Origin of the sequence: Enterococcus malodoratus ATCC 43197 (assembly GCF_000407185.1) — a bacterium.
In the GTDB taxonomy this organism is placed as follows: Bacteria; Bacillota; Bacilli; order Lactobacillales; family Enterococcaceae; genus Enterococcus_A; species Enterococcus_A malodoratus.
The window spans coordinates 802,714-817,058 of sequence record NZ_KE136481.1 but is presented as its reverse complement, the minus strand read 5'-3'; the positions used below and the strand labels follow the sequence as shown (position 1 = coordinate 817,058).

At 39.1% G+C, this 14,345-nt stretch carries 14 protein-coding genes; 9 read left to right on the top strand and 5 right to left on the bottom strand.

Features of this window, described 5'->3' with window-relative positions; translation table 11 throughout:
* The first annotated feature begins 40 nt into the window (after window positions 1–40).
* Both I585_RS04075 and murB read left to right on the top strand, forming a co-directional pair.
* Window positions 41–952 carry a Gfo/Idh/MocA family protein gene (locus tag I585_RS04075; protein ID WP_010739770.1) on the top strand — a complete coding sequence of 304 codons (912 nt, stop codon included), beginning with the start codon at window positions 41–43 and terminating at the stop codon, window positions 950–952.
* Between the two features lie 40 nt (window positions 953–992).
* Window positions 993–1,943, top strand: coding sequence for a UDP-N-acetylmuramate dehydrogenase (gene murB / locus I585_RS04070; protein ID WP_071879484.1), 951 nt, complete (start codon window positions 993–995; stop codon window positions 1,941–1,943).
* A 52-nt stretch (window positions 1,944–1,995) separates the two neighbouring features.
* Here the strand turns inward: murB and I585_RS04065 are convergent, their stop codons facing one another.
* Genes I585_RS04065 through I585_RS04050 form a run of 4 tightly spaced genes read right to left on the bottom strand, consistent with a single transcriptional unit; the run spans window position 1,996 to window position 4,879 of the window.
* Window positions 1,996–2,619 carry an ECF transporter S component gene (locus I585_RS04065; protein WP_010739768.1) on the bottom strand — a complete coding sequence of 208 codons (624 nt, stop codon included), beginning with the start codon at window positions 2,617–2,619 and terminating at the stop codon, window positions 1,996–1,998.
* 3 nt (window positions 2,620–2,622) lie between these two features.
* Window positions 2,623–3,165 (bottom strand): phosphopantothenoylcysteine decarboxylase, encoded by a 543-nt coding sequence (gene coaC, locus I585_RS04060; RefSeq protein ID WP_010739767.1) that lies wholly within the window; start codon window positions 3,163–3,165, stop codon window positions 2,623–2,625.
* Window positions 3,162–3,887 carry a phosphopantothenate--cysteine ligase gene (locus I585_RS04055; RefSeq protein ID WP_010739766.1) on the bottom strand — a complete coding sequence of 242 codons (726 nt, stop codon included), beginning with the start codon at window positions 3,885–3,887 and terminating at the stop codon, window positions 3,162–3,164. Before I585_RS04055 ends, coaC begins: the two co-directional genes overlap by 4 nt.
* Window positions 3,884–4,879 (bottom strand): YhdH/YhfP family quinone oxidoreductase, encoded by a 996-nt coding sequence (locus tag I585_RS04050; protein ID WP_010739765.1) that lies wholly within the window; start codon window positions 4,877–4,879, stop codon window positions 3,884–3,886. Before I585_RS04050 ends, I585_RS04055 begins: the two co-directional genes overlap by 4 nt.
* Window positions 4,880–5,355: 476 nt before the next feature.
* Here I585_RS04050 and I585_RS04045 point away from each other — a divergent pair, with 476 nt between their 5' ends.
* Genes I585_RS04045 through I585_RS04025 form a run of 5 tightly spaced genes read left to right on the top strand, consistent with a single transcriptional unit; the run spans window position 5,356 to window position 9,774 of the window.
* Entirely contained in the window at window positions 5,356–5,898 is a 543-nt protein-coding gene (locus tag I585_RS04045; RefSeq protein WP_034708351.1) for a helix-turn-helix domain-containing protein, read from the top strand.
* Between the two features lie 56 nt (window positions 5,899–5,954).
* Window positions 5,955–7,043, top strand: a complete 1,089-nt coding sequence (locus I585_RS04040) for an ABC transporter ATP-binding protein (protein ID WP_010739763.1) — start codon at window positions 5,955–5,957, stop codon at window positions 7,041–7,043.
* Between the two features lie 12 nt (window positions 7,044–7,055).
* A complete protein-coding gene (locus I585_RS04035) occupies window positions 7,056–7,865 on the top strand; it encodes an ABC transporter permease (RefSeq protein WP_010739762.1) in 810 nt (269 codons plus the stop codon).
* On the top strand, window positions 7,862–8,707 hold the full coding sequence (locus I585_RS04030; protein WP_010739761.1) for an ABC transporter permease: 846 nt from the start codon (window positions 7,862–7,864) through the stop codon (window positions 8,705–8,707). The genes I585_RS04035 and I585_RS04030 overlap by 4 nt, the downstream gene beginning before the upstream one ends.
* Entirely contained in the window at window positions 8,704–9,774 is a 1,071-nt protein-coding gene (locus I585_RS04025) for an ABC transporter substrate-binding protein (RefSeq protein ID WP_010739760.1), read from the top strand. Before I585_RS04030 ends, I585_RS04025 begins: the two co-directional genes overlap by 4 nt.
* A 111-nt stretch (window positions 9,775–9,885) precedes the next feature.
* On the opposite strand, the gene I585_RS04020 is transcribed toward I585_RS04025, so the two are convergent.
* Entirely contained in the window at window positions 9,886–10,524 is a 639-nt protein-coding gene (locus I585_RS04020) for a TetR/AcrR family transcriptional regulator (RefSeq protein ID WP_010739759.1), read from the bottom strand.
* Window positions 10,525–10,859: 335 nt separating this feature from the next.
* On the opposite strand from I585_RS04020, the gene I585_RS04015 reads away from it, so the two are divergent.
* Together I585_RS04015 and I585_RS04010 are read left to right on the top strand one after the other, a co-directional pair.
* Complete coding sequence (locus tag I585_RS04015; protein ID WP_010739320.1) at window positions 10,860–12,179, top strand: IS1380 family transposase; 1,320 nt, start codon at window positions 10,860–10,862, stop codon at window positions 12,177–12,179.
* Between the two features lie 225 nt (window positions 12,180–12,404).
* A complete protein-coding gene (locus tag I585_RS04010; protein WP_010739758.1) occupies window positions 12,405–13,829 on the top strand; it encodes a helix-turn-helix domain-containing protein in 1,425 nt (474 codons plus the stop codon).
* The last annotated feature ends 516 nt before the right edge of the window (window positions 13,830–14,345 follow it).

The window sequence follows — 14,345 nt, the reverse complement described above, 5'->3', positions numbered from 1 at the left end:
AGAAAAATGACTACATTAAAACGAAGAAGGAGTCTTACCTATGAAAATCGGAGTTATCGGCATCGGCGGCATCGCCAAAAAGGCGTATCTGCCAACGTATGCAAAAATGCGCAAGGAAGCGACATTTATTTTTGCTACCCGCAATGAAGCAGTACGGAATGAAATCGCAGACGAATACAGTTTTTCCAACACGGTTGCAACAATCGATGAGTTATTGGCAGAAAAAATCGAAGCAATTTTTATTCACGTTGCAACGAAGGCTCATTTCGAAATCGCAAAAAAATGTTTAGAAGCCGGAGTTGCTGTTTTTATCGACAAGCCGGTCAGTGAAGACTTGCAGGAAGTCCGTGAGCTGCAGGAATTGGCAAAAGAAAAAAAACTGTTATTTATGGTAGGCTTTAACCGTCGTTTTGCACCAATGGTCGAACAGATGAAGCAGCTGCCGCAAAAGCGGACAATTCATTTAGAAAAAAATGAACCAGATCATGCGATGAATATGCAGTTTGGGATCTATGATCTATTTATTCATTTAGTAGATACCGCAGTGTATCTGTTAGATGACGAGATCATGAGTGTTCGTTCTAAAATTCGTGAAGAAGATGGTCAAATGGTCTATGCGCAAATGCAATTGTCAACTGCGACGACAGAATGCATTCTGTCAATGGACTTCATGAGCGGCGGAAAAATGGAGCGTTATCAGGTTAGTTCGCCTAAGCAGACGATGATTTTGAATCAATTGACTGACTTGACGATTAGACGTGGCTTGGTGGAAGAGGCACAACGTTTCGGTGATTGGACAACGACTTTAGAGAAACGGGGATTTGAACAATTGGTAATCAGTTTCTTGGCTGCATTAAAAGGAGAAGAAGCCGATTTGCGTCAAGAGAATATTTTACTAAGTCATGAACTCTGCGAACAAATGCTGCGTCAACACACTCGTCACCAGCTATAAGGGGTGGTAAGTTTTTTTCTCGCGTGCTAAAATAGCAAGGATGTTTGAAAAATTTACCCGTGTTGAACGAGAAAGGCTTATCAGAGTGAAAACATTAGACTTGACGAACACATTACCTAATTTGAAAATCCTTTTGGATGAACCTTTAATGAATTATACGTTTACAAAAACCGGCGGTCCCGTAGACGCTCTAGCATTTCCTAAGAACAACGAAGAAGTGAAGGCATTGGTCGACTATTGCCGTGAAAATGATATTCCCTGGATTGTTCTGGGCAATGCCAGCAATCTAATCGTCAAAGATGGCGGAATTCGCGGCGTCGTAATCATGTTGACAGATATGACGACGATTCGTGTAGAAGATGAAACAATAACTGCTCAGGCGGGCGCAAAGCTGATTGACACAACTTATGTGGCATTGGATCATTCCTTAACTGGATTTGAATTTGCTTGTGGAATCCCTGGAAGTATCGGCGGCGCAGTCTTCATGAATGCGGGTGCCTATGACGGACAGCTAGAAGATGTCTTTGAATCTGTCGATGTTTTATTAGCAGATGGAACATTTGAAACCTGGTACAAAGATCAAATGAATTTCTCCTATCGTCATTCGGCGATTCAGGAACAGCCAGCGATCGTATTGAGTGCCAACTTTAAATTAACGACTGGCGATCATGCTCAAATTGAAAAACGAATGGCTGAACTGACTGAACTGCGTGAGTTGAAACAACCATTGGAATATCCATCGTGCGGCAGTGTCTTTAAACGCCCAGTCGGATATTTTACCGGTAAACTAATTCAAGATGCTGGATTGCAGGGCTTAGTTTGGGGCGGTGCGCAAATTTCTGAAAAGCACGCCGGCTTCATCGTCAACATTAACAATGCGACAGCGACTGACTATATTGAATTGATTGCTCATATTCAAAAAACGATCAAAGAGAAGTTTGATGTGACGTTGGAAACAGAAGTTCGAATTCTGGGTGAAGAACCGAAATAATCAAAAAAAAATGCTCGATCGAGATCAGAAATGATTTCGATCGAGCGTTTTTTTATTTCTTCATTAAGCGTAGTAGAACGGCACAAACACCTGTTGTTGCTATTCCGGCAACGATAGCTTCGACTAAGCCGCTGCCTGAAATAATTCCTAAGATGACACCGTAAACAGCATTTGCTGTGACTTGTAAAACATTGGCATAACTATCCTTAAAGAAAAAGAAAATCAGGTTCATAACTAAAATAGTGTTGGTCATTGATCCCGCCAAACCTGCGATAAATAAGCTGACCGGCTGAGCTTTATTTTTCAGTAAGTGATGAAGCCCTTTGTAAACAAAGTAAGGAACAACACCAATCAAAATACGGGGAACAATTGCTACAATGATCGCGCGCCAGTCACCTTGATTCGTCAATGGGTTTGCAATAAAAGGTGAAAAAACAAACGACATTGGCGTGATAATCACCGTTGCTCTGATTAAACTGATAACACCAAAGATTGCGCCTAGTCCAGCTCCGATGCGAGGTCCTAAAACGATTGACGCGATAATCACTGGAATATGCATCGTCGTAGCATTAATTGGACCAATCGGAATGAAACCAAGGGGGGTGACTGCTAAGATAATCATGATCGCTAAAAACATCGCGGTCAAAGTAAAGTTTCTTACATTTTTGTCGTTCATTAGTTACTCCTTCAGTGTCGAATTTACGATATGCACGATATCGGATACATTAGCTAGAGCCCCACGACCATAGTCACCGCAGGCAAGCAATGCTTCTCTTGGTTCGATTTCTTGATACCCCACATCTTTTAATGTTGCCAAGTTTCGTTGAACAATCGGATTTTGATACATGTAGGTATTCATTGCTGGTGCGATAATTCTCGGTGTATCTGGTAACAGGGCCAAAGCAACTGTTGATAATAAATCATCAGCTATACCATTAGCCATTTTTCCAATAATATTGGCCGAAGCAGGTGCAACTAAGAATAAATCAGCTTCTTTCGCTAATGCAATATGATTGATGAATGCCGCATCCGGCTCTTCCATCACATCAAGATGAACTCGGCGATGTGACAATGATTGAATTGTCAATGGTGTGATGAACTCAGTGCTGCTTTTGGTCATCACCACATCTAATTTATACCCCATTTTTGTCAGTTCATTGGTAATTTCTGCCGCTTTATAAGCGGAGATACTGCCGCTGACACCTAGTAAGATGTTTTTCATTTTGCTTCCTCCAGTTTCATAACCTCAGATTTGATCAAATCCGCGATTTCAGATTTGGTATGTGCTTCTTTGACCTTTTGCTGTTTATTGATTAGATAACCATGGTGTTTTTCACCGCGAATCTCAGCTAAGTCATTGGCTAAGATAAAATCCGCGTGATTCTTTTCGAGACTTTTTTTAGCAACATTAAGCAGTTCGATCATTGGAACATCAACCAATAATTTGAAGCCTACTAAAATTGTTTCAGGCTGCAATTTTTTGATCAAAGAAATGATTTTGGGATTTTTCTTTAAAACAATCACTAAATGATCTGTATCTGAAGAGATTTTTTTCTCAGTCCGCTCATTAGCAATATCAACTAATGCTTCTGGCAGATCAGCCGGCTGAGTGGCTATAGCAGATTTCAGGTCCTCAAGAGTAGTTGAACTTTCAGGAGTAAAATCACTGACCGCCATGCTGTGAATGACCGCATCATAAGTATTCGCGGTCATTAAATCTTTCAGCGTTTTTTCTAAATCAGCGGTTGATTCAATGTAGTGGTGCTGAATGTTCTTTCCTTCTGGTTTGACCGCGTGGCGTGTAGTGATCATATCGATCATGACGTCGCTTTTAGCAAAACTTTCTGCGATCGCCTTGCCTAATTTCCCGCTAGAATGATTTGTAATGGCACGGACATCATCGATTTTTTCTGAGGTGCCGCCAGAAGTAATTAAGATTCTCACTTATTTTTTCCTCCTAAAGCAACAATTGTACGGCCGACATGTTTTCCTGCTAACAGGGCATCTGCGGTTTCCGACACTTGTTCCAGTTCGATTTGTTGGGCATGGAAATTTGCTGGCAACGACCATTCATTTGCCATTTTTGTCCAAAGCTTTTGACGTTGGTCCATTGAAGCTTCTACGGAATCAATTCCTAGTAGATTAACTCCTCGTAAAATAAAAGGCAAAACGGTTGTATTCAATTTGATGCCGCCAGCATTGCCGCAAAGAGCCAAGCTTCCTCCGTAATTAACAAACGGAAGGACTTGTGTTAGGGTATCGCCGCCAACCGTGTCAATGACAAAATCAAAAAGCTGTTTATTTAACGGACGGTTTTTTTCTGGGAAGAAATCAGCAGGTGATAGAACAGATGTTGCGCCTAACTGTTCCAAATACTCCTTTTGATCCTCTTTCCGACTCAAAGCAATAATCTCTTTGCAGCCGATTTGTTTTAGAAATTGCAAGGCAAAACTGCCCACGCCGCCAGTTGCTCCTGTAACAAGTACACGGCTGTTAATATCTAATCCATGAGCTTGTAAAGCGTCTACTGATAAGGCTGCTGTAAAGCCAGCGGTTCCGAAGGTCATGGCTTGTTTTTCTGTTAATCCCGCGGGTATTTTTACACACCAAGAAGCGGGGACAACTTGCAGATCGCTTAGGCCGCCGTCTTGTTTAACTCCTAAACCATACCCAGTAACTAAAACGGAATCACCGATTTGTAGATCTGAGTCGTTTGAAGCTAGGATTTCTCCAGCAAGATCAATCCCAGGAGTCATGGGGTAGTCACGTAAAACGCCTGTGTTGGCTTTGGTAGCTAGGGCATCTTTATAGTTGATACCAGAATAATTCACAGCAATCAACACTTCTCCTTGATCAATTTCAGGTTTGGCAAAGCTCTCGATTTCAGTGTGAACGGTCTCATCTTTTAAAACTCGCAAGCGGCGATACTCAGTCATGTTTCTTCCTCCTATTTCCTGTTAGCGTCTTCTTTTATTGGGAAATTTCCCAGGTTGTGGTAACGATATAAAATGTTGAATTTATGAGTCGAGTAGATGTTCAGCTCACTCACAAATAATTACCGAATTTTTTTAGAATACTTGCATATAGACCAATTATTCAAACAGACTTATGCATGAAGTAATCCTCGTAAAATCGGTTACTATTATATTAGCGAAAATAAAGGAAAAAGCAAATTTCTTTTCTCTTTTATTTCCTTAAAACTCTCCTAAGAAAATCTTTCAAAATGCTTGATTTTTAATAAAAAGTTCGTATACTTGAATGGTGCTATTAAACAATAAGTTTACTATTAGCAAACAAATCGAATTTGCTGCTTTTTTTCAATTATTTTGGCTCAAATCTAAAAAATTTAAACAGGATCATGCCAATTTTTGATGACATTTAGAGGAGTTGCAGATAAATGAGGGGGAAGACCATGGAGATTGGCGAGAAGCTGCGCAATTTAAGAATTCAAAAAGATTTAACACAAGAGGAGCTAGGGGAACGAACCGATCTGTCCAAAGGGTACATCTCTCAGTTAGAACGGGATCTCAGTTCTCCTTCGATGGAGACTTTTTTTGATATTTTGGAAGTCCTGGGTGTAACGCCTGCCGAGTTTTTTAAACAAAAGACTGGTGATCAAAAAATTGTTTATAAAGAAGACGATACAACTTTTTATAGTGATGAAGAACATGGCTACCATATTAAGTGGCTGATTCCGGAATCGAACGAGAATGAGATGGAGCCGATTTTATTAACGCTAGATAAAAAGGGTCAGTATAAACAGTTTACGCCGTCACTGTCTGAAACGTTTATTTACGTATTAGAAGGAAAAGTTGCGTTGCAGTTCGGGGAAACATTATATGAAGCGGCAAAAGGTGAGAGTATGTATTATGAAGCCAGTAAACCGCATCGTCTGCAAAATCAAGCGGCGGGTACCAGTAAAGTCTTGATTGTTGCAACAGAATCATACTTATAAATAGATACGAAGAAAGATCGTATTCTTACTAATTAGTTGGGTAATAGGAGGAAGTCATGGCAAATACAATTATTTCTTTTAAAGATGTGATCAAACAATACGACGATGATGATCCCGTATTGAAAAAAATAGATTTTGATATAGAAGAAGGGCGTTTTTATACGTTGCTAGGTCCTTCTGGCTGCGGGAAGACAACCATTTTAAGAATCATCGCCGGTTTTACAGATGTTAGTGAAGGCGATATTTTTTTTGAAGGAAAACGAATGAACGATCTGCCGGCAAATAAGCGCCAAGTGAATACCGTTTTTCAAGATTACGCACTGTTTCCCCATATGAATGTGTTTGACAATGTGGCCTTTGGCTTGAAAATCAAAAAGCTGTCTAAGAAGGAAATCGAGAAAAAGGTTTTAGAAGCCTTGAAACTTGTTCAGCTGCCAGGGTACGAAAATCGTGAAATCACCGAAATGTCCGGTGGCCAGCGACAACGAGTAGCAATCGCTCGCGCCATTGTTAATGAACCTAAAATTTTATTATTGGATGAACCATTGTCTGCATTGGATTTGAAATTACGGACGGATATGCAGTACGAGTTACGAGCTTTACAGAAACGTTTAGGAATTACCTTTATCTTTGTGACTCACGACCAAGAAGAAGCACTGGCCATGAGTGATGAGATTTTTGTTATGAACAAGGGAAAAATCGTTCAAAGCGGCACACCAGTGGATATTTATGATGAACCGATTAATCATTTTGTTGCCGATTTTGTTGGTGAAAGTAATATCGTTGCCGGTGAAATGGTAGAAGACAATTTAGTTAAGTTCGTCGGAAAAGAGTTTGAATGTGTTGATGGTGGGATGCGTCCAAATGAACCGGTGGAAGTTGTATTGCGGCCAGAAGATTTAACGCTGACCACACCTGAAAACGGGAAATTGGTCGTTACCGTTGATACCCAATTGTTCCGTGGTGTTCATTACGAAATGAATTGTATCGATACCGACGGAAATGAATGGATGGTCCATTCAACTAAAAAGGCTAAAAAAGGCAGCAAAGTCGGACTGTCTTTTGAACCAGAGGATATCCATGTCATGCGCTTCAATGAAAGTGAAGAAGATTTCGAAGCACGTTTGGATAGCTATGAAGATTAGGAGGGAAAGATAATGAAAAATATTCGTCGTTTCTACTCGATCCCTTACTTTTTTTGGCTGCTGTTTTTTGTTATCGCGCCGGTGATTTTGATCGTGTATCAATCCTTTTTTGATATGCATGGAAACTTTACTTTAAGTAATTATCATACGTACTTAACGTCTAAAACTTATTTAATGATGACCGTTAATTCGGTGTTGTTTGCCTTTTTGATTACTTTGATGACCTTGCTGATCAGTTATCCGACAGCGTACTTTTTATCAAAATTGAAGCATCGTCAATTATTGCTGCTGCTAGTTGTCTTGCCTACTTGGATTAATCTATTGCTGAAGGCTTATGCGTTTATTGGCATCTTCAGTGCGAATGGGTCAGTCAATGATTTTTTACGCTTTATTGGGATTGGGCAAAAGCAATTGCTGTTTACGGACTTCAGCTTCATGTTCGTGGCGGCATACATTGAACTGCCGTTCATGATCATGCCGATTTTCAATGCTCTGGAGGAAATCAATCCTTCCTTGATTAGTGCAAGCCGTGATTTAGGCGCGAATAACTTTGAGACTTTTCGCCGTGTGATTTTTCCGCTTTCGTTAAATGGCGTGAAAAGTGGGGTGCAGGCTGTCTTTATTCCGTCTCTTTCGCTCTTCATGTTGACTCGTTTGATCGGTGGAAATCGCGTGATTACGTTGGGAACAGCGATCGAGGAACATTTCTTAGTCACGCAAAATTGGGGGATGGGTTCAACGATCGGAGTTATTTTGATCGTCGCGATGTTCATCGTTATGATGCTAACCGGAGAAAAACGTAAAGGAGGTCGGGCGAAGTGAGAAGAAAAAAATTCTCGTGGTCAACTGTTTACTTGATTTTTGTATTTATCTTGCTGTATGTACCAATCTTTTATTTGATTTTCTATTCGTTCAATAAGGGCGGCAATATGAACAATTTCACCAGCTTTACGTGGGAACATTACCAGAATCTATTCTCTGACAGTCGATTGATCAGCATTGTTGTTCAGACCTTCGTGTTGGGCTTTTTATCGGCCTTGCTTGCTACGATTATCGGTACGTTTGGCGCAATGGGGATTTACTATACGCGTAAACGTAATTCGCGAAATGTCCTGCTGGGCTTGAACAATATTTTAATGGTCTCGCCAGATGTCATTATCGGTGCCAGTTTCTTGATTTTATTTACCATGCTTGGCGGCGTCCTGAAAAATTTCCAATTAGGTTTTATCAGTGTGCTGCTTTCTCATATCGCATTTAGTATTCCAATCGTGGTGCTAATGGTTTTACCAAAGCTGAAGGAAATGAATGACTCAATGATCGATGCGGCCCGTGATTTAGGAGCAAATAATTTTCAAGTGCTGTCAAACATTATTTTACCGTTTTTAACGCCAGGAATTATCGCGGGTTACTTCATGGCCTTCACGTATTCCTTGGATGATTTCGCTGTGACCTTCTTTGTCACCGGGAATGGCTTCACAACTCTTTCTGTAGAAATTTATTCTCGGGCACGTCAAGGAATCAGTCTAGAAATCAATGCCCTGTCGACGCTGGTATTTATTTTCTCTCTATTATTAGTAGTAGGTTATTACTTTATTAGTCGAGATACTTCGAAAAAAGCTCGCAAAAGAAAACGCGAGTTTGAGGAGGTGGCAGTACTGAAATGAAAAAATTGCAGTCACTTTTTATTGGGGTCGTCGCTATCATTCTCTTGCTGACTTTTTTGGTCGTACGCTTGAACCATTCGTCTAACGCAAGTTCCAAAGTATTGAACATTTACAATTGGGGCGACTACATCGACCCGGAATTGATCAAAGAGTTTGAGAAGGAATACGGCTACAAGGTAAATTATGAAACGTTTGATTCAAATGAAGCGATGGAAGCGAAAATCAAACAAGGCGGAACTGCTTATGATATCGCGATTCCTAGTGAATATATGATTCAGAAAATGAAAAAAGAAAAGTTATTGCTGCCTTTGGATCATTCGAAGATTCATGGACTGGATAATATTGATCCGCGATTTTTAGATTTGGATTTTGATCGCGATAATAAATTTTCGATTCCTTATTTCTGGGGAACCCTAGGAATTGTATACAACGACAAATTTGTCGATGGGAATAAGATCAAACATTGGGACGACCTATGGCGACCCGAACTAAAAAATAATATTATGCTGATTGATGGCGCCCGTGAAGTAATGGGCCTGTCTCTAACAAGTCTGGGGCACTCAATCAACAGCAAGGATATGACTCAATTAAATCAAGCAATCAAAAAATTGAGCGGTTTAACGCCTAACGTCAAAGCAATCGTTGCTGATGAAATCAAAATGTATATGGCGAATGAAGAAAGTGCGGTCGCGGTGACCTTTTCTGGGGAAGCGGCAGATATGATGTCAGAAAACAAGCACCTTCATTACGTTATTCCACCAGAAGGCTCGAATTTGTGGTTTGATAATATCGTGATTCCTAAAACATCAAAGAATCAAGCAGGGGCTTATGATTTCATCAACTTTATGTTGAAACCAGTATCAGCCAAACAAAATGCCGAATACATTGGCTACTCAACACCAAATAAAAAAGCGTTGGCGATGCTTCCAAAGAGTATCTCTGAGGACAAACAATTTTATCCAGATGATGAAACGATTAGTCACTTGGAAGTGTATAAGGATTTAGGTCCAAAATATTTAGGGATATACAATGATTTGTACCTGGAGTTTAAGATGTATCGGAAATAATTTAGCTCAATAAAATATCTGGAAGGGGGATCAGTGTTTTACGGTCCGTTTTCTGATAGAAGCAAAGGAAGAGATAAGTTGATAGTGAACTTATCTCTTTTTTTGTTTGAATTATTCTGATTTTGCCAATAGCCAGGTCTGCTTCAGGACATCTTTCAGGCGATCATCAAGGAGCGGAATGCCCATATCAATCAAAAGGTTTTCAAGATATACGATTCGTTCATCTACATCATCTGAACTCTGATTAAAAAAAGTTGGATTAAACCAAACATTTAGCAGCAATGGGAGCACCTCAGCTGTATAAAGTGGCGATTTTACTTTCATTGATCCATCAGCATTTCCCTTTAGTATTAATTGATAATATGTTGGAACGGTATTAACGGATAAATTATTTACAAAGAGCATTAAGAATTCTGGGCTAGACATTAATTTATAAAATAATAGACCTCTCGAGCTATTTTTGATGGCTTTATGTTCTTCATATAATAGTTTTCTAATTTTCTCGATGGTATTCAGCTTTTCGTCATCAAGAATATAGTCCATTGGAAGACTGTCTTTGAATAAGAATTCGGGTAAAGCTTCAAGGATGTCCTCCTTTTTTGGGAAAAAATAATACAATCCCCCTCTAGATAAATTTCCAGCCTTTTTTCTTATATCGTTAGTCGATGTATGACTATAACTTTTTTCAAGAAATAGCTCCAAAGCGCTATTTAAGATCAATTCTCGGGTTTCTCTTGAATCCTTCCTCATAAAAAAATCATCTACTTTCTAAATCTTAGTTATTACTTATCTAAGAATATCATTATCTAATTATAGGTGCCCTTCAAATTTATTACAAGGCTTGCGGGAAATCGAAATTGATGAAAAAAAATCACATACAGGCAGCCTGCCTGTGATATAATGACGGCGATAAGAATTATTAACAAACAAATACCTGAATAATTCATAGAATTTCTGAAACTCTATTAAAAGCTTATTAACGCACGGTTCTTCTTTTCTTTTACCGCACCCTTTGGGTGTACAAAAAGAACCCCAATCTGCTATGGTTAAAGTGTCTAAACTAAACCAAGAAAGGGGTTCTCTCAATGGCTACATTACAGGAAAAACACGTAAAATTCAACTCTAAAATGGTGGTGTCAAACACCGGTGGTAATCTTTCGTCAGATGCCGGTCTCATCTTGGTGAAGGAATTCATGAATTCGCTTGGATTTTATTCGTTCGCGAAGCAATTCCTCCACTTCAATGAGGACCGTATTTATTGGACTCATGACAACATCTCCCTGCTCGAACAGCTGCTCTTCCAGTTGATTGCCGGATATTCCGCAGATTCATCCGCCAATCTCTTGAAGGAAGATCCCATTTTTCGGTTGGTTTTGGATAAGGAAGCCATCGCCTCCCAGGCCTCGCTATCCCGCTTCTGGGACCGGATCAGCGAGGAGAACATTGCACAGTTCCAGGAACTGAACCAAGCCATGCTGGACAAGGTCCGCATGGAACGGAACAATACCCAAATGATCATCGATTTAGATTCCACACATTCGGATACGTTCGGGAATCAAGAAAAGACTGAGCACAATGCCCATTACGGCACACAGGGCTATCATCCGTTGGTAGCCTTCGATGGCCTTACGGGAGACTTTCTGAAAGCAGAACTTCGTTCTGGAAATGTGTATACGTCAAAAGGTGTAAAAGATTTTCTGGCACCGATGCTCACACATTACCGTCAAGTCCTTCCCTGCACTGATATTTTGGTCCGGGGAGACAGCGGCTTTGCGACGCCCGAGGTCTATGATACGTGTGAATCCAACGAAAGTTTCTATGTCATCCGCCTGAAATCAAATAAAGTCGTGGAAAAACTAGCGGAAACCTTTGTCCTGGTTGGGGACGACCATCCCTGGGAGGAAAGGGAAGTCCACTACTATTCCGCGTTCTATCAAGCCAATAGCTGGTCCCAAAAACGTCGAATCTGTATCAAATCGACTCGGGAATCGAATCAGCTGGTGTTCAGTCACGAGTACGTGGTCACTAATTTTCACGAGGAACTATCCGCGAAAACCATCTTCCAGATTTACCATAAACGCGGCACCATGGAGAACTTCATCAAGGAAGCAAAAAATGGGTTCTATTTCGACAAGACGGATAGCTCAAGCTTCTTGGAAAATCATGCACGGATGATGGTAAGCCTGTTGGCTTACAACCTGGTCAACTTCATGAAGACCATATGTCTACCTGAAAAGGAAGCGACATTCCAAGTCGACACATTGCGGCTCCGCCTGTTCAAGGTCGCGGGTAAATTAGTCCGCAGTGGCCGTAGATTGCTTTTACGGATGAGCTCCTCCCATGTCTATCAAGACTTGTTTTATCAGTTACTGGACAAAATCCAGCAACTCAGTTGGCAAGTGTAAAATAGCAATCAGCTTTTAAAAAGACATGGAATCACTAAGGGATTCGTGCGCCCAAAAACAGCTCCAGATTCCCTATCTTCGTTAAAAAAACAAAAGGAAATCTGTTTTCGCAAGTACAAACCGGTTGAAAAAAGAAAATTCAACTCAAATCGATGTATAAACGTTATTTTCCCAAAAAAATTAGATCTATGAATTATTCAGGAAATATTATAAGGAGGTTTGAATATGATACACCTCAATAAAGATTTGGTTCAGCAACTTGAGATTGTGAATTTGCTTAGCTGTCAAACGAAACCGCTCTCTTCAAAAGAGATAAGCAAATCTATCGGAGAGATAACTTCTTCAACCGTTCTCAATTATTGCAAGATACTAAAAGAAGAAATTGAAACGATATATCCAGACAATGATTTGAGAATGTCAATTGATAATCAAGGGATCTTTTTAGAGAATCGGGGGGTGACTTTAACAAAACTGAAAAATTATCTTCTCTCTTCGGATTTGTCCTATCAGATTCTATATGCTGTTTTAGTTCAAAATAAGGTTGATACGTATTGGTTTTGTCTTTCTCACGGGACTAGCCATTCTACACTGCGAAGAAAAATCGGGTCGATCAATTCAGATATCTCCAAGTTTGGATTTCATATTTATTGTGCAAATAATTTTTTTATCGAAGGGGAGGAAATAAAATTAAGAAATTTTTTCTCGATATTCCTTTGGATCATTCATCGAAAATTCAGCGATATTCCTGATATTTCTAGCAAAAACTTTTATTTAGATTTAGCGGATTCTCTTTTGACTACAAATGCCGCTTTTTCTTACGAGCCTGAATTATTGAGTTTCTTTCTTTGCACTACGGATCTCCGGGTTAAAAATGGTCACATCATTGAGCAAACAGAAGAAAACGATATTTTTTTACGGAATTATATATGCAATAAGCCAATGGCTCTTTCTTATTGGCAGGAATCTGATTACACCTTTATGCGTTTCAGCTACTTTAGCCATATTTTGAAAGATCCTGAAGACCTAGATTATTTAGACAGTTTTTCCTTATCTTCTATAGAGGATAAATTAATCGAAGATTGGATAAAATGTTTTAATCAAACTTTTGGGACCGTTTCTCCGGCGAATCTTGATTTTGTAAGAAAAATTTTAAAAAGGAACATAATCTCAGAGCGAATGTTGAAGATATCAACGAACTTAGTTCCTCTTTTTGTCTATGATGATTTCAATATCTTTAAAAAGGAATATAAGTTTTTCTGTAAGAAATTCGACGGTTTTTTCAGGAAATTGAATAAACGCTATCCTGAGTTAAACAATGAGTTTTATCGGAACTTCTGTTTTTATATCTGTTTGGTGGTTCTACCGCCTGAGCAAATAAGGCCAAAGATCAAAGTTTTTTGTTTAACTGATTACACGTATATTCTAAATAGAATGTTTGAGTATACTTTGGAAACAAAACTAGTTAATCAATACATATTGGAGTTTTCAAACGATCCTGATGACGCTGACCTTATAATAAGTAATCTTACAATGCCAGATAATTTGAAACATGAACTTGATGATCGGCATTTCTTGCTATTGGAGAATCCTTTTTCTGATCAAAATTTGGATACTATTTCAAAGGCGATGACTACCATATCATTACAATGATTCAATAATCTTACCTCCAACATTTTGTGATAGTAATCACTAGGGAACGCTGAAAGATTAGTTCCAAGCGTTTCAAAAGGAGTTAGTAGTATCATGATTTTTTTTACGCATCAACAAACAGGTTGCCTGTTTGTTGTCGGATATTAAGTATGAATGCGGCAAAAAAAGACGAAGAGTTATTCGCCTTTTTTATATCACTTAATTTGAAGAGCGGTTTTCAAGCAAATAGAAAATAATTTTCCTTACTCTAGTACTCGAAATCATAAACACATATTAAAAACACTTTAATTTTGGGTTGATAAAAATGAAATTTAAACTAATAAAAACGATGTTGTAGATAATTTTAACTATTATGTTCAAATTAATAGGTGCTAATAGTAAATGATGAGCATGCTTTAGTTATTTGTTTTTGCTAATATAACAAATGCAGAGAGAAAATAACGATAACCTTCTTATAATTGCTTATTTAAAAATAGAATCATGAAGGTAGGGAGAAAATTGAAGAAGTTTTTAAAA

What these genes read in the sequence shown, in the direction of transcription:
- I585_RS04075 (WP_010739770.1), top strand. Translation starts at nt 41, where the DNA reads ATGAAAATCGGAGTTATCGGCATCGGCGGCATCGCCAAAAAGGCGTAT.
- murB (WP_071879484.1), top strand. Translation starts at nt 993, where the DNA reads ATGTTTGAAAAATTTACCCGTGTTGAACGAGAAAGGCTTATCAGAGTG.
- I585_RS04065 (WP_010739768.1), bottom strand. Translation starts at nt 2,619, where the DNA reads ATGAACGACAAAAATGTAAGAAACTTTACTTTGACCGCGATGTTTTTA.
- coaC (WP_010739767.1), bottom strand. Translation starts at nt 3,165, where the DNA reads ATGAAAAACATCTTACTAGGTGTCAGCGGCAGTATCTCCGCTTATAAA.
- I585_RS04050 (WP_010739765.1), bottom strand. Translation starts at nt 4,879, where the DNA reads ATGACTGAGTATCGCCGCTTGCGAGTTTTAAAAGATGAGACCGTTCAC.
- I585_RS04045 (WP_034708351.1), top strand. Translation starts at nt 5,356, where the DNA reads ATGGAGATTGGCGAGAAGCTGCGCAATTTAAGAATTCAAAAAGATTTA.
- I585_RS04040 (WP_010739763.1), top strand. Translation starts at nt 5,955, where the DNA reads ATGGCAAATACAATTATTTCTTTTAAAGATGTGATCAAACAATACGAC.
- I585_RS04035 (WP_010739762.1), top strand. Translation starts at nt 7,056, where the DNA reads ATGAAAAATATTCGTCGTTTCTACTCGATCCCTTACTTTTTTTGGCTG.
- I585_RS04025 (WP_010739760.1), top strand. Translation starts at nt 8,704, where the DNA reads ATGAAAAAATTGCAGTCACTTTTTATTGGGGTCGTCGCTATCATTCTC.
- I585_RS04020 (WP_010739759.1), bottom strand. Translation starts at nt 10,524, where the DNA reads ATGAGGAAGGATTCAAGAGAAACCCGAGAATTGATCTTAAATAGCGCT.
- I585_RS04015 (WP_010739320.1), top strand. Translation starts at nt 10,860, where the DNA reads ATGGCTACATTACAGGAAAAACACGTAAAATTCAACTCTAAAATGGTG.
- I585_RS04010 (WP_010739758.1), top strand. Translation starts at nt 12,405, where the DNA reads ATGATACACCTCAATAAAGATTTGGTTCAGCAACTTGAGATTGTGAAT.